Source organism: Shewanella intestini, assembly GCF_018221465.1.
In the GTDB taxonomy this organism is placed as follows: domain Bacteria; phylum Pseudomonadota; class Gammaproteobacteria; order Enterobacterales; family Shewanellaceae; genus Shewanella; species Shewanella intestini.
Genome location: NZ_JAAIKR010000001.1, coordinates 650,304 through 670,564 on the forward strand (window position 1 = coordinate 650,304; position 20,261 = coordinate 670,564).

Below are 20,261 nucleotides of genomic sequence, written 5' to 3' on the forward strand. Positions count from 1 at the left end.
TTATTTTCCCAGATACAGAAATGAAGTAAAACCTATGTGGAATAAGCTCAACAAATCAATGATGTTCATCCAAGCGATGTTTGGTTTGGCCTTTTATGGCGTGATGTCAATTTTAACCCGCTTCTTTTTAGAAGACCTTAATTATAGTGAAGCGGACACCTTAATGGTCGTCGGTGCATTTTCTTCAATTGGGCCATTATTTTCCATTGCCGGTGGCTTTATTGCTGACAAATTCCTTGGTGCTTACCGTTCATTAACGGTTGCGCAAATTGGTTTTACTGTTGGTTATTGCTTCTTAGCGTTTGGCGCAACGACCTCTAATGTTGGGTTTAGTTTGGCAGCCATTGCAGTTATCAGTTATTCACGTGGGTTGATGTCGCCATCTTATCCTGGGTTATTTAAACGTACATTTAATACTGATGCAGAGTTTGAAAACGCCTTTTCAATGAACTATTCCATCAATAATGTCGGGGCGGTACTCGGTCAATATTTATACCCGTTATTAATTATTGCGATTGGGTTTAGCGGTGGATTTTTATTATCAGGGGTGATGGCAGGCTTAGCGATGCTATCCATTTTATATTACCGCAAAGAATATACCGAAGTGGCGACAGAGTTCGATAGAAGGCCGGTGCCGCTTAAAAATATCATCGCATTTATCAGCTTATCAGTGGCGATGATTGGGCTGGTTTTCTTCATGTTTGATAATATCGAAGCGGGTAAAAACATTGTTTATATTATTGCTGCATTGGCAATTTTATATTTCATCAGTTTGATTTTTAAAGCTAAAAAATCAGAAGCATTACGCATGGGCACCGTGTTAATTATGATAGTGCTAACCATTTGCTTCTTTGTGTATTATGGCCAAATAATGACCTCGATGAATCTAGTTGCATTAAATACTATGCGCGGTGATTTGTTTGGCATTATCCCCATTGCACCAGAAGCGTCAATGGCAATGAACCCGTTTTGGTGCTCTATTGCAGGCCCTATCATTGCGTTTGTATTTACACAGCTTGAGAAGCGCAACATTACTTTGTCGACCTCAATTAAAGTCGGCTGTGCGTTTGTGTTCACTGCGATTTCGTTTGGCTTATTGGCCTTCTTTATGAAAAATATTGGCCCTTCAGTGTCTTTAACACCTGAAGTGTTCTTGTTGGTGCATTTCTTCCAAGCATTTGCCGAAGTGATTGTTGGCAGCTTTGTTGTTGCGTTTATTTTGTCGGTGACCCCTAAACAAATTGAAAGTTTTTCGGTATCGTTATTTTCAGTCGCTGTAGCTGTGAGTGGTATTTTAGGTGCTGTCATCTCAACCTTTATTGCACTGGAGAAAGATCAGAAGCTGACTCAAACTATTGTACAAAATGTATATGGTGATTTTTTTATTATGTTAAGTGAGCTTGCCGTTGTGATGGTGGTGATTGCATTTATCAGCTCGTTTATGATCAGAAAAATGCTCGCTGCAGCTGATAAAGCAGAACAACTAGAAAGCTAAAGCTTGTGATTGAATATTTAGTTTGCTTACTAGATAAATAAGCTGCTGACATATTTATCGGCTTTGCTAATAACGATGATGAACTGATATTTCTTCACGCCAAACTTAGCAAAAACTAATCCTGTTATTTATTGCGTTTGACATCTTTGATGTAGACTCAATATTTAGCGGGTTTTTTTATGTTAAAGCTCAATTATCCAATAACTTACATCAATGCATTCATTGTAATTACGCTTTGTAGTGAAGATAAATATTAATTGCACTAAGCCATTTTGCAAGGTAAAGTTACTGTTTATTTATACAGTTATTTGGCGTATTGATGATTTTATATATTGCAGAAAAGCCCAGCCTAGGGCGTGCGATAGCCGATGTATTACCTAAACCGCATAAAAAAGGCGACGGCTATATTACTGCGGCGAACGGCGACTGTGTATCGTGGTGTATTGGACATTTGCTTGAACAAGCTGAACCCGATGCTTACGACGATAAATATAAATCGTGGCGCTTAGAAGATTTGCCCATTGTACCAAGTCAGTGGAAGCTCAAACCTAAATCCAATACTCGCAGCCAACTAACGGTGCTGCGAAAGCTCGTTAAACAAGCCTCTGAAATTGTTAATGCTGGCGATCCTGACCGCGAAGGGCAGTTATTAGTTGATGAAGTGATCGCCCATTTAGGTGTAAAAGGTACTCAATTACAGTCAGTAAAACGGCTTTTGATTAGCGATTTAAACCCAAGTGCTGTTAAACGTGCTTTAGGGCAACTGCGCGATAATCGTGATTTTATTCCTCTTTCAACCTCTGCTTTAGCCCGAAGCCGTGCCGACTGGCTTTATGGAATGAACATGACCCGCGCTTATACCATTCAAGGTAAGAAAGTCGGTTATCAAGGGGTACTTTCTGTAGGGCGAGTGCAAACCCCCATTCTTGGGTTAATTGTTCGGCGCGACGAAGAAATTGCCCACTTTGAACCTAAACCCTTTTTTGAAGTATTAGCGCACTTAACCCTTCCAGAAAAAAACGGTTGCGAATTTAGCACCAAATGGCAACCGAGCAAAGCGTGTGAACCGTATCAAGATGAAGAAGGGCGCGTGCTGTCTAAAGGTTTAGCGCTTAATGTTGTTAAACGTATAACTAATCAACCTGCAGTAGTTAGCAAATTAGAGTCAAAGAATAAACGTCAAAATCCGCCATTGCCTTATAGTTTGTCATCACTACAAATAGATGCGGCCAAACGTTTTGGCATGAGCGCCAAAGCGGTATTAGACACCTGTCAAAGTTTGTATGAACGACATAAATTAATTACTTACCCACGTTCTGACAGCCGCTATTTACCCAAAGAACAACGTAAACTTGCTCCAAGCATTGTGAATGCTGTGACTCAAAATGCTGCCGAGCTTATTCCAAATGCCACGTTACCAAATTTATCATTGGTTTCTAAAGCATGGAATGACACCAAAGTCGAAGCGCATCATGCGATTGTACCAACAGAAAGAAAAGCCAATTTAGCCAGTTTATCAGCCGCTGAAGCTAATCTTTATCGTCACATTGCAAGACAATACTTAGCCCAATTTTATGAGGCGTATGTTTATGATGAAACGCGAGTTGAAGTGGATATCAGTGGCGGATTGTTCTCAACCAAAGCTAAAGTTGATAAAGCTCTTGGCTGGAAAGTGCTTTATGGCAACAACAAAACAACCATTGATAATAGTCAGCAGCGGGAGAAAGAGGATGAGGAAGACAGTTTATCGTCTTTACCGCCATTACACGTTGGTCAAGCTTTGCATTGCTTTAAAGGTGAGTGTATCGACAAAATGACTCAGGCTCCCAAACACTTTACAGATGCGACCTTACTAAGTGCCATGACTGGCATTAGTCGTTTTGTTAGCGATGCAGAAATTAAGAAAACCCTTAAAGAAACTGACGGCCTTGGCACTGAAGCTACTCGGGCTGGAATTATTGAGTTGCTGTTTAATCGCGGTTATTTGCACCGCAGTGGTAAAGCCATTATGGCGACGGATGTGGGGAAGGGCTTAATAAACAGCTTACCTTTGTCGGCAACATTACCCGACATGACCGCATTGTGGGAGCAAAGTTTAGATGCCATAAGCCTTAAACAAATGCGTTATGAGCGCTTTATGCAGCCGTTAATTGAGCAGGTCGATGAGTTAATAAACCAAGCTAGTCAACAGTTACCGCATGCTTTGAAGGGCGTGAGCGCACCGGCTAAAAAGTCTTGGAGTAAAGGGCGTAAGTCTGCTTCAGTTAAAGGAAGAAAACCGAGCAAAAGAAAGTCAAAACCGAAAGCGAGTTAATTTCAGCAGAACACTGCCAGTGATCAGTTTGCCAATTCATCATCATGAACGGGTTTTTAAATGATTTTTTTGAATCAAGATCAAATAAGCCTAGGCTTTTTTAGCCAATAATAGCAAAATACGCTTATGTGCCAAATGCTGTTAATTACAAGGAAGCTTCATGAAATATCAAATTATACCAGTGACACCGTTTCAGCAAAATTGCAGTGTGATTTGGTGTAAAGAAACCCTTGAAGCTGCAGTGATCGACCCCGGCGGCGATAAAGACCGTATTATGACAGAAGTTAAGAAACTGGGCTTAACGCTAACCAAGATCCTATTAACACATGGACATATTGATCATGTTGGTGCAGCACAAGCTCTTGCACAACAAGTCAATATACCGATTATTGGCCCGCATAAAGAGGATAAATTTTGGTTAGATAGCTTGCCAAGCCAAAGCAAAAACTTTGGTTTTCCAGAAGTTGCGCCATTTATGCCTCAGCAATACTTACAAGATGGTGAAAGCGTCGTCGTGGGAAAACAAACATTGCAGGTTTTACATTGCCCTGGACACACGCCTGGTCATGTGATTTTTTATCACCAAGCGATGAAAATGGCATGGGTTGGTGATGTACTGTTTAGAAGCTCGATTGGCCGAACTGATTTCCCGAAGTCAAACCATGATGATTTAATACATTCGATTACTCAAAAGCTATGGCCTTTAGGAAACGATACTCAGTTTATTCCTGGTCATGGACCGATGTCGACGTTTGCTGAAGAGCGATTACATAACCCATTTGTTGCTGATGAACTGTTAGATTAGACAAGAGCTTAATTCTCGCTTGTAAATAGTTACACCATATAATGAAGTTTTGATGCTCACTCAAACACCAAGCACTAAAAAGCTCACTTAATGTGAGCTTTTTAGTGTCATTAACAGCATAAGCTGCAAAGGCGTTTAGTTAAAAGTGCTCCAGATTGGTGCGTGATCAGACGGTTTTTCTATCCCCCTAAGGTCATAATCAACATCTGACTCTACCAATGATGGCACCATGGACTTGGTGACTAATACCACGTCAATGCGTAATCCACGATTGTCTACGAAGCCTTTGCTACGATAATCAAACCATGAGTAACGCTCAGTTCGTTGTGGATGTAGATGACGGAATGAGTCAACGAATCCCCAATCTAGCAAGGTTGCTAACCACTGACGTTCTTCTGGTTGGAAACTGCATTTACCCGTTTTTAACCAACGCTTTGCATTAGGCTCACCAATGCCAATGTCTAAATCAACTGGCGAAATATTAATGTCACCAATAATGGCAATATCTTCATCTGCTTGATGATTTGTCTGTAGGTGGGTCATTAAATCTTGGTAAAACTTGCGCTTAGCAGGGTATTTGGTTTCATGGCTAATATTGTCCCCTTGCGGGAAATAACCATTAATAACGGTTAATACACGGCCATTATCTTGCTCAAATTGACCAATAATCAATCGTCGCTGTGCATCTTCGGCATCACTAGCAAAGCCTTTAATAACTTTAATCGGGGCTTTTTTTGACAACATAGCCACACCATAATGGGCTTTACCACCGTGGAAATGCACCTGATAACCCATGGCTTCAACATCAGCTACCGGAAACGCTTCATCGTGAACTTTGGTTTCTTGTAAGCCAATGATGTCAGGTTGGTGTGAGTCAATTAACGCTTGCAACTGATGTAAGCGAGCGCGAATGCCATTAATATTAAATGACACTATTTTCATTATGGTAATACCTTAAGGTAAGGTTTTACAATAACGCTTTGATAAACACCAGCATCAATATAAGGGTCAACATCAGCCCATGCTTGTGCGTCTTCTAATGATGCAAATTCAGCAACCACTAATGACCCGGTGAAACCTGCTTCACCCGGTGCTTCATTATCAATCGCTGGGTGAGGGCCTGCGATTAATAGGCGTCCTTCATCTGCTAATGCTTGTAATCGTGCTAAGTGTTCAGCACGCACTGACATACGCTTTTCTAAACTATTTTCAACATCCTGAGATGAAATCATGTACCACATAGTAACGGCTCCGTTGTGTAATAAGGTTACTTTTTATCTTCTAATGAGTCTTTTGGTAAGTGCTTGAATAAGTAAACGACAGTTGCAACGGTATTGACTAATGTTAGGGCAGTTAAGCCAAATACTTTGAAGTTTACCCAAGTCTCAAGCGGCAAGCTAAAGGCTACATAAATATTAACGATGCCGCAAATAGCAAAGAAAACCACCCAGTACCAAGTTACATTAGCCCAAACTTTGTCAGGGACCTGCATTTCTTGACCTAACATACTTTTTAGGAGCGATTTGCCCATTAGGTGGCTAACGGCTAAGCCAATCGCAAAAAACAGATAAACGATTGTGACTTTCCATTTGATAAAGGCGTCATCATGAAAAATAAGGGTTAACGAACCGAAAAACGTCACCATAGCAAAGGTGATAAGGTGCATTTTTTCTAATTTTTTATACAACATATAACTAATAATCAGTTGCAGGGCTGTAGCGGCAATTAATGCACCACTGGCAACATAAATGTCATAGGTTTTATAAACAATGAAAAAAATAACAAGAGGGAGAAAGTCGAGGAGTTGCTTCATAGAGAAAATCTGTAGTGAGTTAGTATGATTAAACCGAACTATAGCATGCAAACAACGGCGGAAAAACCTTCGTTGGTTAACTTGGAGGCATTGGTGGGGCTGACTTTTTGCTAAATCAAATATTGTTAATTTACTGGGGGGATTAAATAGCACAGGTATTGTTTTTGATAACAATTGTGTCAGTGATTAGCGAATTTGATTGGCTAATAAAAATGCTCAACCGATTAAGGTTGAGCATTTTTATTGATTATTCAGCATTCATAAGTATTTTATGAATAGAGTCAAATTTGCGTTGCTTTAAACTAAGTCGACACCGCGTTTGGTCATTTGTCCGTGTAATACCCAAGCGCCCACGACAAGAAATAAACCGATCACAATGGCGGTTGCGCCAATATTACCGTAATAGCTTTGATACATTGGCATTGATAATAATGGGTCGACATCTGATTTTGGTATGGCTACGACTTGCGCTAATTTACCGGTGATCACGTTCGATAATGAACTTGATAAGTAAAATGCGCCCATTGCGAAGGAAATCATGCTTTTTTCACAATATAAACCAATCATACTTAGCCCTAATGCACTGACAAATAGCTCTGCAATGGTCGCCAAAAAATAGGACAACACTAGGTAATTACCGTTGACTAAATGGTCATGGTTTTGTGAGCAAGCAAACCACATTACTAGCATGGATAGCCCAGCTAAAATAATGCCTACGGCAAATTGGTACGGAATGGTAAACTTGTGGAAACGACGATAAAAACGTGGTAATAAAGTCCCTAACACCAAAATAGACAATGGATTAACCATTTGATAATTCGTGGCATTCACATGGAAACCGAACATGGTTAAGTCTGAGTTATTTTTTGCAAATAGCACCATCGTGGTGTTCATTTGGTTGTACATAACAAAAAAGATAATGGCCACAAAGATCAGAATAACAGCCACTAATTGCTTCGTTAACGCATCGCCATGAAGTTGCAATGTACGGTACAAAAATATTGATAATCCTAAGGTACAACCTACGCCAATAACATAGCTTGATACAGCAGGGTTTAAATAAACCATCAAGGTTAGGCCAGACAAAATCAAAATGTAAGCGCCTAACATTCCCCATTTTTTTAGAGTCAATGGTTGTTTATCAATATCATCAACCACACTGTCAAACATGCGATAACGATAAGCAAAGTTCAGTGCAGCCAGTGCTTTACCGACAAATACCACTGCAAAAATAGATAATGGACCATATTTACTGTGCAATAACGATGGTGCGATAACAGTAGCAATGAGCGCCCCAATGTTAATCGCCATGTAATAACTTGTCATGCCGCCTTTTGCACGTTTTTGGTCGTCACTGAACACTTTAGACACTAATGCTGAAGCGGTACCTGTTAGCAGTGAGCCTGCTGCAGGAAGCAATGCATACGGTAGTAAGAAAGCAATATGACCAAAGGTATGCACCATTTGACCACCTAACATAACCAACAAGTAAGTGGTGGCCATTAAAATACTACCAATGAGGATAGAGCGGCGGATGCCTAATACCTTGTCGGCCATGTAACCGCCAAGCATCGGCATTAAATAGCCTACCGCTCCTGATGCGCCCATAAAGGCGTATGCTTGAGCCTGAGTCATGCCTAAGCCATCTTTAATTAATGGCATCGTTAGGTAAACAATGAAAACCGTTAAGATGGTATATGTAGCAAATTGGCTCCAAAACGTAATACCAACAATCGTGTTGACTTGTCGTTGTTTTAAATCAAATTGAAAAAGGCTGCTAAGTTTTGACTGTTGGGCTTTTTCAACGTCAGGAACAATACGATTTGAACTCATTAATTGGGTCTCAGTAGATAGTGTAAAAGAAGCGTTTCAATTACTAAAAATTAGGCATATCACCAATTCCCTTGGTGTACATCACGACATAAATATTGCGGTTAATACGAAACGTTTTTAACGTTGATTTTACGCTAACTGAATGACAATCCGTCTGAATATAGAACAAAAACACTAAACATGTGTCTTTAGCATAAGGGGGGATTTTTTTATTAACAATGCTGTAGCGTATCAAAAATGACAATTTGTATCAGTGACCTTTTTGTGGAATTAGTTATATTATGTCGATATGCACGTTTTTTTTTATTAGATATGAGTGTTTTCTAAATTTATCCTTTATTAATAAGTGTTTATTGTTGGTTTCGTTTGTGAGCGCTTGCTTCTTTGATTAGTTTATTTGTAGATGAAAGTGGGTTTCAAAATAGCTTTGCTAATATTAAACATCGTTAATCTAAACTGAAATGACGTTGTTGATTAACGATTTGACCACGTTAGCTACATGGGTTGTTACATTCGATGTAGATGTAGATGTAGATGTAGATGGTAAAGTATTACCAGGGGGCACTTAATGTCACAAATAAAAAAACGCACTCGACTAAATAATCGCGTGCGTTTCATCATTAAAGCGTGGCATGGCTGATGTCTGTTTCGGTTATTTAACCGTTGCCGCTTTCATATTACGGGTAAATTTAGCCAGTTGCTTAAGTAGCTGGGTTTCATCATCTTTATTTGCATGAATAATTTTAACCACCGCAGAACCTGATATTGCCCCAGCTGCACCTGCATCAATTGCCGCTTTAACTTGCGCGGGCTCTGCAATACCAAAGCCTAGTAATGGCGGTGCGCCATTAAACTCTTTTAAACGACTTAAAATATCACCAATGGGCATACCGGCTTTAGACTCCGTGCCGGTAACACCAGCACGTGATAATAAGTAAGTATAACCTTCACCTTTTTCACTGACTTGAGCCAATGTGTCACTATTAGCGTTGGGCGGAGCAATGAAAATAGGCGCAACCTGATGGGCTTTAGCCGCAGTAATAAAAGGCGCAGCTTCTTCAACAGGTACATCGGCAATTAACACGGAATCTACACCTGCGGCTTGTGCTTTTTGATAAAATGCATCGACACCATTGGCGTACACAAGGTTGGCATACAGTAGTAGCCCTATTGGAAGTTGTGGATATTTAGCTCTAACTTTGCTGATGATCTCAAAACAAATTGTTGGTGTTGTACCCGCTTCAAGCGAGCGGATATTTGCACCTTGAATCACTGGGCCGTCAGCTAAAGGGTCTGAAAATGGGAAGCCAAGTTCTAATGCATCAGCTCCGTTGTCTACTAAGGTATCAATGATTTTTAATGATAACTCAGGCGACGGGTCGCCAAGGGTAACAAATGGAACAAATGCACCTTGGTTTTTTTGCGCTAGTGCGGCAAACGCTGCTTGATATCGATTAGTCATTGCTGTTCTCCGCTGAGGTGTTTTCCCGTTGTTCTAAAATGTCGGCAACGGTGAAGATATCTTTGTCACCACGACCAGATAAGTTAACCACTAAAATAGTTTCTTTTGTGGCATCCTTTGCTAAGCGGATGGCATAGGCCAGTGCATGAGCCGACTCCAGTGCAGGAATAATGCCTTCTGCACGCGCTAATAGTTGGAATGCATCTAGTGCTTCATCATCTGTTGCTGATTCATAGCGGGCACGGCCAGTTGCATTTAAATGAGCGTGCTGTGGGCCCACTGATGGGAAATCCAGTCCGGCAGAAATTGAATATGACTCTTCAATCTGGCCGTCGCTATCTTGCATTAATGGGGATTTCATACCAAAGAAAATTCCGGTTTTACCGTGTTTTAATGGCGCGCCGTGCATCGGTGTATCAATGCCTTTGCCCGCGGGTTCTACTCCAATAAGCGCAACTGAGGTTTCATCAATAAAATCGGCAAACATACCAATTGCATTTGAGCCGCCACCAACACAAGCGATTACAGCGTCAGGTAAGCGGCCTTCTTTTTCCAGTATTTGTTTTTTGGTTTCTTCACCAATCATGCGCTGAAATTCACGCACAATGGTTGGGAAAGGATGCGGGCCCGCTGCCGTACCTAACAGGTAGTGGGCTTTTTCATAGCTGCCAGACCAATCACGCATGGCTTCGTTACAGGCATCTTTTAAGGTCGATGAACCAGAAGTCACTGGGATCACTTCTGCGCCCATTAACTTCATTCTAAATACGTTAGGCGATTGACGTTCTACATCTTTTGCGCCCATGTACACTTTGCATTTGAGGTCGAGTAATGCACATGCTAGTGCCGTTGCCACGCCGTGTTGTCCTGCACCGGTTTCGGCAATGATTTCTTTTTTACCCATGCGTTTTGCAAGTAACGCTTGGCCTAATACTTGGTTAGTTTTATGTGCGCCGCCGTGAAGTAGGTCTTCCCGTTTTAGGTAAATTTTTACCAGCGGGTTAGGGCTTAAGTTTCGTGTTAACGTAAGGGCCGTTGGGCGGCCAGCGTAGTTTTTTAATAAATCTTGAAACTCGGTTTTAAATGCTTCGTCTTGTTGCGCTTCAACAAAGGCGGTTTCGAGCTGCTTTAATGCTGGTACTAAAATTTGCGGCACGTACATGCCGCCATATTCACCAAAGTAAGGGTCTAATTTTAGGGTGGTCATTGTTCATCCCTTGTTCGTAAGAGGGCGACTAGCGCCCCAAAAAATAATGAGAACTTATTTAACATCAAATAAATAAGCGTGAATTAATTGGTTCTAAGTTGGGTAAATACAGCATTCACTTTGGTGACATCTTTAATCCCTGGGCTGCTTTCGACTCCAGAGTTGATATCTAACCCAGCAAAACCTTGTTGTTTGGCGCAAGCAATATTATCAGCAGATAAGCCGCCAGCTAATAATGCTTGCGATTTATTGTCTATTTTACGGCCCCAATCAAATGTTTCACCGGTGCCGCCAAATTGACCTGCATGCTTGCTATCATACAAATATTTGTCAGCGCCATCTGCAAGTTCAACTTCGTGTGCTGATTGGCTATCTATAGCAACGGCTTTCCATACTTCACAATGAAGACTTTGTTGCTGTAATTGTTGTTTCAGCTCATTGATGTATTGTGTTGATTCATTACCATGAAGCTGCAATGCAAACAGTTGTAGTTGTTTGGCGTGCTCAATGAGCATCTCAATTGGTTGGTTAACAAAAACACCCACTAAATTAAGCGCAATTTGGTTACGCTGCATTTGACTCACTAATACATTGGCATCTTCAAGGTTAATCGCTCTAGGTGAGGGCGGGTAAAATATCATTCCGCCAAAGCTTGCTCCTGCCTTTGCGACTAATTCAATGTCTTGGTATCGGGTTAAGCCGCAAACTTTGTTTGGCCCGTATACTAATTGCCGACAAGCTAAGTCAATGTCAGGTTGCGCCATTATTGAGCTGCCTACTAAGTAGCCATCGACTAATGGATTTAAGCGTTGAGTTTGGCTGTGGTGATAAATGCCTGACTCACTCACTACCACTCTGTCGGATGGGATTTGCGGCGCTAATGCTTCAGTGGTGGCTAAGTCAGTTGTTAGGTCGCGCAAGTTGCGGTTATTGATACCGATAATAGGCGCATTAAGATCAATTGCGCGCTGTAACTCTTGTTGGTTGCTGACCTCAGTTAAATAATCAAGGTTATATTGACGAGCATATTGGGCAAGTCGTTGATATTGTTCATCATCGAGTACCGACAACATTAATAAAATGGCATCAGCACCATGATGAGCGGCTAATTCCACTTGATAAGGGTCGACAAAAAAGTCTTTACATAAAATAGGCTGGCTGACTTTTGCTCGTACTTTGGCAATGTAATTAAAATCGCCTTGGAAGAACTGCTCGTCTGTTAACACCGAAATTGCCGCTGCGTAACGGCAATACACGCTGGCAATGGCTTCGACATCAAATACTGGGCGAATAAGGCCTTTTGATGGACTGGCCTTCTTACATTCAAAAATATATTGTGCGTTAGGCGCTTTTAAGGCGTCAAATAAACTACGGTCAGAGATTTTAGGCTGCAGGCTTTCTTGTGGGAAGCGCTGCTTTAAACTGGCAATGTGCTCAGCTTTTGTGTCAATGATTTTGGTTAATACATTCGACTCTTTTTCGGTCTCGAGCGGCGCAGTCGTTTCTTGTTCAGCTAAATTGTCGCTCATTGTTATACTCCTTGGCTTGCTGCTGCAAGTTGGTTTAAGCGCGTTAATCCTTCACCTGACGCTAATGTGTCCAGCGCTAATTTTGTGCCGGCTTTAGGGCTGTCGCTAATGCCGGCAACATAAAGGGCGCAGCCAGCATTAATTGCAACTGCATTACGTTGTGCTTTAGTGCCTTTGCCTGCCAAAATGGCTTTAGTGATGGCCGCATTTTCACTTGGTTCTCCGCCAGTTAATGCCTCAATATCCGCTTTTGGGACACCAAGTTGTGTCGGCGAGATGCAGTAAAAACGAACTTTACCCTCTTTAAGTTCTGCGACTTGGGTTTCATCGTGCAGTGCCACTTCATCAAGACCACTACCATAAACCACCATGGCATGTTTTACCCCAAGTGCTTTTAATACATTGACGATAGGGGCAAGCAGTGCTGAAGAATATACTCCTAACAACATGTTTTCGGGTTTTGCTGGGTTAATAAGTGGGCCAAGAATATTGAAAATAGTGCGGGTTTTCAGGGCTTGGCGTACAGGTACTGCGTGTTTTACGCCTTCATGATAATGCGGAGCAAATAAAAAGCCGACGCCAAGGTTATCGACACAATCACGGGTTTGCTCAGGCGTCATCGTCAGCCCGATACCACAATGTGCCAGTAAGTCTGATGCGCCTGATTTACTTGAAACACCACGGTTGCCGTGTTTGGCGACTTTTGCCCCCGCTGCTGCTGCGACAAATGCGGCCGTAGTAGAAATATTAATGGTATTAAAACCATCACCACCAGTACCTACAATATCAACAATGCCACTTTCTAATGATTGTTGACTACGCGGAAACGGTTTTGCAGCTTGGCGCATGGCTTGTGCGGCACCAGTAATTTCTTCAACGGTTTCTCCGCGCATTTTTAATGCGGTTAACATGCCAGCCATGGCAATGGGGTCCATCTTGCCTTCCACAATGGCGCTAAACAGTTGTTGGCTTTGCGCGCAAGTCAGTGCATTGCCTTTGTATAAGGTATCGAGTAAAGGTTGTAACTGCGACATTATTGACCATCTCCTTGTGTATGCGTGAGGTAAGCAAGTGTTTGGGTTAATAATTGACTGCCAAGGGTGGTCAAAATGGACTCTGGGTGGAACTGAAAACCAACGGCTTTATCTTGAGGGTGTAAAACAGCCATAGGCATGTCATCTGTCGTGGCGATAACATCAAGGCAATCGGGCACTTGGGTTGCGACTAAACTGTGATAACGGGCTACTGGCAGTGGTGATGGCAGGTTAGCAAACACGCCTTGACCATTGTGATGAGTTGGACTGGCTTTGCCGTGAACCACCACCGGTGCGCGCGCTACTTTACCGCCATAATATTCAACAATGGCTTGTTGGCCTAAGCAAATACCCAACATCGGTACTTTACCTGCCACTTTACCAATAAGTTCCATCATGCAGCCAGCTTCGTGTGGTGCACCAGGGCCTGGTGATAATACTAATGCAGCTTTGTCAGCTTCGTTTAAAAGCAAATTGGCAATGTAGTCACTGTTAATATCATTACGATAAATCAGCACTTGGTAACCTAAGCTGCGAAATTGATCAACTAAGTTGTAGGTAAACGAATCAAAGTTATCTAATAGGTACAGTTTCACATCTTGTTTCATTGTCCGCCTCCCATTTTAATGGCTGAAATAACTGCTTGTGCTTTTTGGCGGGTCTCATTGGCTTCGGCTTGTGGGTCTGAGTCAAATACTACACCGGCGCCGGCTTGAATATGTGCAACACTGTTTTTGACAAAAGCGGAGCGGATGACAATACAGGTATCCATATCACCCAAGCCATTTATATAACCGACAGCGCCACCATAACTGCCGCGGCGAGTTTTCTCGGCTGCTCGTACTAATTGCGCGGCGCGGACTTTAGGTGCGCCGACTAAGGTGCCCATGTTCATGCATGCTTGATAAGCATGTAAGGCGTCCAAATCTTCACGTAACTGGCCTGTGACTCGGCTAACTAGATGCATAACGTGAGAATAACGGTCAACTTTTAGTAATTCGGCTACTTTGCGGGTGCCGCTTTGGCTAATGCGAGCAATGTCGTTACGGGTGAGATCAACCAGCATTAAATGTTCTGATAATTCTTTCTTATCAAGACGCAGTTCTAGTTCTATGCGGCTGTCTAAGTCAGGGTCGATATTGCCATGCTGATCTTTACCGCGTTGACGTGTGCCAGCAATGGGGTATACCTCAACTTGATTCGATTTCGCCTCGTACTTTAATGCACTTTCTGGCGATGCCCCAAATAAGGTGAAGTCAGGCCCTTGAAAATAAAACATATAAGGACTTGGATTGGTTAAACGCAGCGCACGATAAGCCCCTAAAGTATTCGGACAAGGTAAACTAAAGCTTCGCGAAGGCACGACTTGGAATATATCGCCAGCAACAATATGCTCTTTTAAATCCATGACAGTCGCTATGTACTGCTCATCTGAGATATTCACTTGGGTGGTGGCATTCACGGCAACCAGTGGACTAATGTCGTCTAACTGTTGGCACTGCTGCTTTATATCACTAATACGTTGTTTGAGTGCTGCACTAATAGCTGGTGCGCATGAAAATTGATGGGTGACAACTTCGGCTTGAGATTGTTTGTGATCCACTAAGATTAGGGTTTCAGCAAGATAAAATAAATAGTCAGGACATTCATTATCGCCATTTGGCACCTCAGGTAATGGCTCAACAGTATCAATTAAGTCATAAGCTAGCACGCCGCCTAAAAATAAATCTTCAAACGCCAGTTGAGTGTCACCTTTATGGATTTGCTTAACCAACATTCTTAGGCCATCAAGGGGTGAGGTCGATTTTAAACGGGCATCTTCATCTTGGCATTGGGTCGACTTGTTTAACGTGACGGTCAAGGTGTTGTGTTGACGTGTTTGTTGACAATGACTAAAAAATGCTGCGATAGCGGGTATTAAAGATGCACCGTTATCGGTCATTGAGGTAAAAGTGATGTTGTAACTATCACAACGGATCATCAGCGCCGCATGGGTTAAAATAATGCTTTTAAGGTGATCTTTGCTTTCTATCTCAGCCGACTCCAACAACATAGTATGCGGTTGGTTATGGGTAATATGCTGATATAAATTTAACGGATCGGACTGATACGTGAGTTCCACACTATTGGTGGTAACTTGCGCAAAGTTGCTGGACGTATTCATTATCCTTTGGCTCCCATGGATATATAATTCATTAATTAGCCTCTACATTTATTGAGTTGTCAGTACTGATAAACCGTTTTCGTAGGCTAAAAAGCAAGAAAGCCCACATTTCTGCGGGCTTCCTGTAAAATTTTGTTGCTTAAAATATGCACAACGCTTCACACCACCCGTCTAATTTGGGAAGTGCCACCACCAAGAGATGTTTAGAATTGCATTCGCGTTATGAGTCATTATTTTATGTATAAAGTTGTTTCAATGCCTATAGGAAACCGCAGCTCAGCATTAAAGTCAATTGAATAATCTGCAAAAACACGATTTAGTAGATAAAAAGTGGCAATAACAAATAAATCTAATCTAAGTTGAATGAAAAGTAAGCGAAAATACTTACGGCATTGAAATATATTATGACTTTAACGCCATTTTATACAGAATGTGCAGTACAATAATACCATGACAACACAGACTAGCTTGGCTGACTTACACAGCCACACCACGGCTTCAGACGGGGTGTTATCACCGGCAGATTTAGTCGCCAGAGCGCTGGATAAAGGCGTGCAAATGTTAGCGATTACCGACCACGACACCATCAATGGTTTAGCCCAAGCACATGCATTTAATCAACAACAGCCACAACCACTTAAATTAATAAACGGCGTTGAAATTTCAACCCGTTGGAATAATTTTGATATTCACATTGTGGGGCTAAATGTTGATGTTCAATGCCAAGCTTTGCAATCGTTCTTAAATAAGCAAGTCCAATTGCGTGATGAACGTGCTCAAGAAATTGGAGTGCGTTTAGGAAAAGCGGGTATTGAAGGCGCTTACGAAGGTGCAAAAGGTTTTGCTAACGGTGCGGCCATTAGCCGTGGTCATTATGCAAGGTGGTTAGCCCAAATGGGCTACGCCAAAGATATGCCTAGCGTATTCAAACGTTATTTAGCCCGAGGTAAAACGGGTTATGTTCCCAATAATTGGCAAGACATGGCCACCGCTTGTGACATCATTCATCAAGCGGGCGGTTTAGCCGTTTTAGCACACCCTAGTGGTTATAAATTATCGGCGAAATGGCTAAAAAAATTAGTACGAGAATTTGCTCAATCCAATGGCGATGCCATGGAAGTGGTATTAGGCCAACAATCCATTGACGATAGAAATCAGCTTATTTCGCTGAGTATCCAAAACCAACTTTTAGGTTCAATCGGCAGTGATTTTCACTTCCCGAGTAATTGGATTGAACTGGGCAAAAATTTATTCCAGCCTCCAGGTGTTAAATGGGTCTGGGAATCACAATCTTGGATGGAACGATAATGAGTCAATTCTTTTATATACATGATGAAAATCCGCAAGCGCGGTTAATTAACCAAGCTGTGGCAATTTTACAAAAAGGTGGCGTAATTGTTTACCCAACCGATTCAGGTTATGCCTTAGGGTGTTTAATTGGTGATAAAAATGCCATGTCGCGTATGGTGCGCATTCGCCGCATTGAAAACGATCATAACTTTTCACTTATGTGCCGCGACTTATCTGAACTGGCCAACTTTGCCAGAGTCGATAATCAAGCCTACCGCTTATTAAAAAGCTGCACACCTGGGCCGTATACGTTTATTTTTAAAGCCAGTAAAGAAGTACCAAGACGGTTGCAAAATGACAAAAAACGCACCATTGGTATCCGTGTGCCAAATAACGTTATCGCATTAGCACTTTTAGAAGCATTAGGTGAACCGATGATGTCGACCAGTTTGGTGATGCCTGATGAAGAGTTTGCTGAGTCAGATCCTGAGCAAATTAGAGACATGTTAGAACATCAAGTTGAGGCGATTGTTCATGGCGGTTATTTAGCTGAGAAACAAACTACCGTGATTGACATGTCTGAAGGTGAAATTGATATTTTACGCCAAGGTGCTGGCGATACCAGTGCATTTGAATAGTAGGATGTGAATACACCAAGAGGTAGATTGATCCTCCATCGTGTCTGATAAATTGGGGTAATTATCCATTAATGGCTTTAAAGCGAGCAATTGGTGCGCTAAACACGATTACTTGTTTAATCCTTGCCCAATTATGCGTATAATCGCGCGTTTGGTTAAAATAGCTGACTTAGTGCCTTGTAATTAATGGCTTATTAGCTTGTGTATTTGGCTTATTTTTTAGCTGAGTCTACTGGCTTTGTACAACGATTTTAATTTTCAATGTGCATGTAATTAAACGCTTATCCGGCTATACGCCGCAAATGTTGGCGGGAATGTTATTAATGATACAAGTCGGTTCTTTAATTTAATGCAAGGTAGTCAGCAAAGCTTACCTTTAGCCGTTGTTCGTGGCAAAGCCCTTGCAACGTTACCTGTGGATCTATTTATTCCGCCTGAAGCACTAGAAGTGTTTCTAGAAGCATTTGAAGGGCCGCTTGATTTATTACTGTATTTAATCCGTAAACAAAAAATGGATGTGGTTGATTTACCGATACAGCAAATAACCACGCAATATTTAACGTATATTGAAATATTGACCGAAGCACGCATTGAGCTTGCTGCTGATTATTTAGTCATGGCAGCGACGCTAGCTGAAATTAAATCGCGCTTACTGTTGCCGAAAATGGCTTTAGAAGAAGATGACGAAGAAGATCCTCGGGTACGCTTAATTAAGCAATTGAAAGCCTATGAAGTGATAAAACAGGCGGCTCAAGACATTGATGCGCTGCCACGGCTTGAGCGAGATGTTTTTCAAGCGAGTGTGCATTCGCATCCAGATATTAAACCCACTATGGTTGCACCAGATGTGTCATTAGGTGAACTTGCAAGGGCATTTGGGCAGGTGTTAGCCAGAATTGAAGCCAATGTTGATCATCAAGTGCAAAAAGAGCATTTGTCCACCCGTGAACGTATGAGCCAAATTTTAGAGCGCTTAAATGGCAATGAGTATGTTGAATTTAAAACCTTGTTTGACATTGAAGAAGGTCGAGCTGGGGTTGTGGTAACATTTTTAGCTCTGATGGAGTTGATAAAAAGTATGTTAGTCAATGTGTTACAGAGTAAACCTTTTGCCACTATTTACGTAAAAGCGAGCGCTTAAGTATGGCTGTAAACACCATTGGTGACATTCAATTAAAACAACTTATTGAAGCCAGTTTGTTTGTATTGGCAAAACCGTTAACCGTTAAATTTATTAAAGAAGACGTGTTAGTGGGGCTAAATGTTTCAAGGGCGCGCATTCAACAAATGCTAAACGAGTTGCAGCAAGATTATCAAGAACGTGGTGTACAATTAGTCAAAGTTGCCACAGGGTATCGTTTTCAAACACTGGAAATTCTGAACCCGTTGTTACAGCCATTATGGCAAGAGAAAGCCCCTAAATATTCACGCGCAATAATGGAAACTCTTGCTGTTATTGCTTATCGCCAACCTGTGACCCGCGGTGATATCGAACAAATAAGAGGTGTGGCAATCAGCAGCCACATTATTAAAACCTTAGCTGATAGACAGTGGATAAAAACAGTAGGACATAAAGAGGTAGCTGGGCGACCCGCCTTGTATGCCACCACGACTATATTTTTATCTTATTTTGGCTTAAACCGATTGGCTGATTTACCGGCGCTTTCGGATATTGAGTCATTGCAGGCAATGTTTGAACATGCTCAAAAAGCCCCCGCGGTGATTGAGGCAAATACAAACGCTTTGCCACAAACAAAAGAAGAGTCAACTAATGAGTGAAAAATTGCAGAAAGTCTTGGCCCGTGCAGGCCATGGCTCCCGTCGTGAGATGGAGGCATGGATTGCTGCAGGTCGAGTTAGTATTGACGGTGAGATTGCCAATTTAGGCGACCGTATCGAATCTGATGTTAAAGTGAGAATTGATGGTCGTTCAGTATCAGTTAAATCAGCAGATGATGTCATTTGTCGAGTATTGGCTTACCATAAACCGGAAGGCGAAATTTGTTCCCGTAAAGACCCTGAGGGGCGTCCAACCGTATTTGACCGGTTGCCAAAAATACGTGATTCGCGTTGGGTTGCTGTCGGTCGCTTAGATATTAATACCTCTGGTTTATTGTTATTTACCTCTGACGGCGAATTAGCGAATAAACTGATGCATCCTTCAAATGAAGTGGAGCGTGAATACGCGGTGCGCACATTCGGGGAAGTACCTGAGGCTGCAGTGCAGCGTTTACGTAATGGCGTGACGCTTGAAGATGGCCCTGCACACTTTGACAGCATTAAACCTGCTGGTGGTGAGGGGATTAACCAATGGTGGCATGTCACTTTAAATGAAGGGCGTAATCGTGAAGTCCGTCGTTTATGGGAGTCGCAAGAAGTTCAAGTTAGTCGCCTTATTCGTGTACGTTACGGTATGGTCGAATTACCTAAGTCATTACCTCGTGGTGGTTGGGTTGAGCTGACAATGGAACAAGTAAACTATTTGCGTCAATTGGCTGGTTTAGAACTTGAAACTCGTTCATTTTTAGGCACAGATAAACATTCAGTATCACGCTCTAAAGTGAAAAGCGCTAAAATTCGCCGTGCAGTCCGTAAGCATAAGGTGGCGGCTAAACCCAAACCAACCCGTCAACGCAGTTGATCTCTTTGGTGACTGTTTAATTAAAAGCTGCTTATT

The 20,261-nt window shown here is 42.0% G+C and carries 18 protein-coding genes; 8 read left to right on the forward strand and 10 right to left on the reverse strand.

Annotated features, from left to right (window positions below; translation table 11 throughout):
* Positions 1–34: 34 nt before the first annotated feature.
* The 3 genes from G3R48_RS02800 to G3R48_RS02810 all read left to right on the forward strand — a co-directional run bounded on the left by G3R48_RS02800 (position 35) and on the right by G3R48_RS02810 (position 4,614).
* The gene (locus tag G3R48_RS02800; RefSeq protein ID WP_153660523.1) at positions 35–1,495 is read left to right on the forward strand and encodes a peptide MFS transporter; all 1,461 of its coding nucleotides are present in this window, start codon (positions 35–37) and stop codon (positions 1,493–1,495) included.
* Between the two features lie 319 nt (positions 1,496–1,814).
* On the forward strand, positions 1,815–3,809 hold the full coding sequence (locus tag G3R48_RS02805) for a DNA topoisomerase III (protein WP_153660521.1): 1,995 nt from the start codon (positions 1,815–1,817) through the stop codon (positions 3,807–3,809).
* Between the two features lie 160 nt (positions 3,810–3,969).
* Positions 3,970–4,614 carry an MBL fold metallo-hydrolase gene (locus tag G3R48_RS02810; RefSeq protein ID WP_153660519.1) on the forward strand — a complete coding sequence of 215 codons (645 nt, stop codon included), beginning with the start codon at positions 3,970–3,972 and terminating at the stop codon, positions 4,612–4,614.
* Positions 4,615–4,749: 135 nt separating this feature from the next.
* Here the strand turns inward: G3R48_RS02810 and xthA are convergent, their stop codons facing one another.
* From xthA to G3R48_RS02860, 10 genes are all read right to left on the reverse strand, one after another.
* Complete coding sequence (gene xthA / locus G3R48_RS02815) at positions 4,750–5,556, reverse strand: exodeoxyribonuclease III (RefSeq protein ID WP_153660517.1); 807 nt, start codon at positions 5,554–5,556, stop codon at positions 4,750–4,752.
* Positions 5,556–5,855 (reverse strand): YciI family protein, encoded by a 300-nt coding sequence (locus G3R48_RS02820; RefSeq protein WP_153660515.1) that lies wholly within the window; start codon positions 5,853–5,855, stop codon positions 5,556–5,558. The genes xthA and G3R48_RS02820 overlap by 1 nt, the downstream gene beginning before the upstream one ends.
* 26 nt (positions 5,856–5,881) lie before the next feature.
* The gene (locus G3R48_RS02825) at positions 5,882–6,427 is read right to left on the reverse strand and encodes a septation protein A (protein ID WP_153660513.1); all 546 of its coding nucleotides are present in this window, start codon (positions 6,425–6,427) and stop codon (positions 5,882–5,884) included.
* Positions 6,428–6,724: 297 nt separating this feature from the next.
* A complete protein-coding gene (locus G3R48_RS02830) occupies positions 6,725–8,260 on the reverse strand; it encodes a peptide MFS transporter (RefSeq protein ID WP_153660511.1) in 1,536 nt (511 codons plus the stop codon).
* Positions 8,261–8,912: 652 nt separating this feature from the next.
* Positions 8,913–9,722, reverse strand: a complete 810-nt coding sequence (gene trpA, locus G3R48_RS02835; protein WP_153660509.1) for a tryptophan synthase subunit alpha — start codon at positions 9,720–9,722, stop codon at positions 8,913–8,915.
* The gene (trpB, locus tag G3R48_RS02840) at positions 9,715–10,929 is read right to left on the reverse strand and encodes a tryptophan synthase subunit beta (RefSeq protein WP_153660507.1); all 1,215 of its coding nucleotides are present in this window, start codon (positions 10,927–10,929) and stop codon (positions 9,715–9,717) included. The genes trpA and trpB overlap by 8 nt, the downstream gene beginning before the upstream one ends.
* 83 nt (positions 10,930–11,012) lie before the next feature.
* Positions 11,013–12,458, reverse strand: a complete 1,446-nt coding sequence (trpCF, locus tag G3R48_RS02845) for a bifunctional indole-3-glycerol-phosphate synthase TrpC/phosphoribosylanthranilate isomerase TrpF (protein ID WP_153660505.1) — start codon at positions 12,456–12,458, stop codon at positions 11,013–11,015.
* A 2-nt stretch (positions 12,459–12,460) separates the two neighbouring features.
* On the reverse strand, positions 12,461–13,492 hold the full coding sequence (gene trpD / locus G3R48_RS02850) for an anthranilate phosphoribosyltransferase (protein ID WP_153660503.1): 1,032 nt from the start codon (positions 13,490–13,492) through the stop codon (positions 12,461–12,463).
* Positions 13,492–14,088 carry an aminodeoxychorismate/anthranilate synthase component II gene (locus tag G3R48_RS02855; protein WP_212593198.1) on the reverse strand — a complete coding sequence of 199 codons (597 nt, stop codon included), beginning with the start codon at positions 14,086–14,088 and terminating at the stop codon, positions 13,492–13,494. Before G3R48_RS02855 ends, trpD begins: the two co-directional genes overlap by 1 nt.
* Before the next feature lie 8 nt (positions 14,089–14,096).
* Positions 14,097–15,656, reverse strand: coding sequence for an anthranilate synthase component 1 (locus G3R48_RS02860; RefSeq protein ID WP_153660499.1), 1,560 nt, complete (start codon positions 15,654–15,656; stop codon positions 14,097–14,099).
* 450 nt (positions 15,657–16,106) lie between these two features.
* Here G3R48_RS02860 and rnm point away from each other — a divergent pair, with 450 nt between their 5' ends.
* The 5 genes from rnm (at position 16,107) to rluB (ending at position 20,225) form a co-directional block, all read left to right on the forward strand.
* Positions 16,107–16,964, forward strand: coding sequence for an RNase RNM (rnm, locus tag G3R48_RS02865; RefSeq protein WP_153660497.1), 858 nt, complete (start codon positions 16,107–16,109; stop codon positions 16,962–16,964).
* The gene (locus tag G3R48_RS02870; protein ID WP_153660495.1) at positions 16,964–17,584 is read left to right on the forward strand and encodes an L-threonylcarbamoyladenylate synthase; all 621 of its coding nucleotides are present in this window, start codon (positions 16,964–16,966) and stop codon (positions 17,582–17,584) included. Before rnm ends, G3R48_RS02870 begins: the two co-directional genes overlap by 1 nt.
* Positions 17,585–17,933: 349 nt before the next feature.
* The gene (locus tag G3R48_RS02875) at positions 17,934–18,725 is read left to right on the forward strand and encodes a segregation and condensation protein A (RefSeq protein ID WP_153660493.1); all 792 of its coding nucleotides are present in this window, start codon (positions 17,934–17,936) and stop codon (positions 18,723–18,725) included.
* 2 nt (positions 18,726–18,727) lie between these two features.
* Positions 18,728–19,363: an SMC-Scp complex subunit ScpB gene (gene scpB / locus G3R48_RS02880; RefSeq protein ID WP_153660491.1), complete on the forward strand. Its 636-nt coding sequence runs from the start codon at positions 18,728–18,730 to the stop codon at positions 19,361–19,363.
* Complete coding sequence (gene rluB / locus G3R48_RS02885; RefSeq protein WP_153660489.1) at positions 19,356–20,225, forward strand: 23S rRNA pseudouridine(2605) synthase RluB; 870 nt, start codon at positions 19,356–19,358, stop codon at positions 20,223–20,225. The genes scpB and rluB overlap by 8 nt, the downstream gene beginning before the upstream one ends.
* Positions 20,226–20,261 lie beyond the last annotated feature (36 nt).

Coding starts and splice junctions, on each gene's coding strand:
- G3R48_RS02800 (WP_153660523.1), top strand. CDS start 35: ATGTGGAATAAGCTCAACAAATCAATGATGTTCATCCAAGCGATGTTT.
- G3R48_RS02805 (WP_153660521.1), top strand. CDS start 1,815: ATGATTTTATATATTGCAGAAAAGCCCAGCCTAGGGCGTGCGATAGCC.
- G3R48_RS02810 (WP_153660519.1), top strand. CDS start 3,970: ATGAAATATCAAATTATACCAGTGACACCGTTTCAGCAAAATTGCAGT.
- xthA (WP_153660517.1), bottom strand. CDS start 5,556: ATGAAAATAGTGTCATTTAATATTAATGGCATTCGCGCTCGCTTACAT.
- G3R48_RS02820 (WP_153660515.1), bottom strand. CDS start 5,855: ATGTGGTACATGATTTCATCTCAGGATGTTGAAAATAGTTTAGAAAAG.
- G3R48_RS02825 (WP_153660513.1), bottom strand. CDS start 6,427: ATGAAGCAACTCCTCGACTTTCTCCCTCTTGTTATTTTTTTCATTGTT.
- G3R48_RS02830 (WP_153660511.1), bottom strand. CDS start 8,260: ATGAGTTCAAATCGTATTGTTCCTGACGTTGAAAAAGCCCAACAGTCA.
- trpA (WP_153660509.1), bottom strand. CDS start 9,722: ATGACTAATCGATATCAAGCAGCGTTTGCCGCACTAGCGCAAAAAAAC.
- trpB (WP_153660507.1), bottom strand. CDS start 10,929: ATGACCACCCTAAAATTAGACCCTTACTTTGGTGAATATGGCGGCATG.
- trpCF (WP_153660505.1), bottom strand. CDS start 12,458: ATGAGCGACAATTTAGCTGAACAAGAAACGACTGCGCCGCTCGAGACC.
- trpD (WP_153660503.1), bottom strand. CDS start 13,492: ATGTCGCAGTTACAACCTTTACTCGATACCTTATACAAAGGCAATGCA.
- G3R48_RS02860 (WP_153660499.1), bottom strand. CDS start 15,656: ATGAATACGTCCAGCAACTTTGCGCAAGTTACCACCAATAGTGTGGAA.
- rnm (WP_153660497.1), top strand. CDS start 16,107: ATGACAACACAGACTAGCTTGGCTGACTTACACAGCCACACCACGGCT.
- G3R48_RS02870 (WP_153660495.1), top strand. CDS start 16,964: ATGAGTCAATTCTTTTATATACATGATGAAAATCCGCAAGCGCGGTTA.
- G3R48_RS02875 (WP_153660493.1), top strand. CDS start 17,934: ATGCAAGGTAGTCAGCAAAGCTTACCTTTAGCCGTTGTTCGTGGCAAA.
- scpB (WP_153660491.1), top strand. CDS start 18,728: ATGGCTGTAAACACCATTGGTGACATTCAATTAAAACAACTTATTGAA.
- rluB (WP_153660489.1), top strand. CDS start 19,356: ATGAGTGAAAAATTGCAGAAAGTCTTGGCCCGTGCAGGCCATGGCTCC.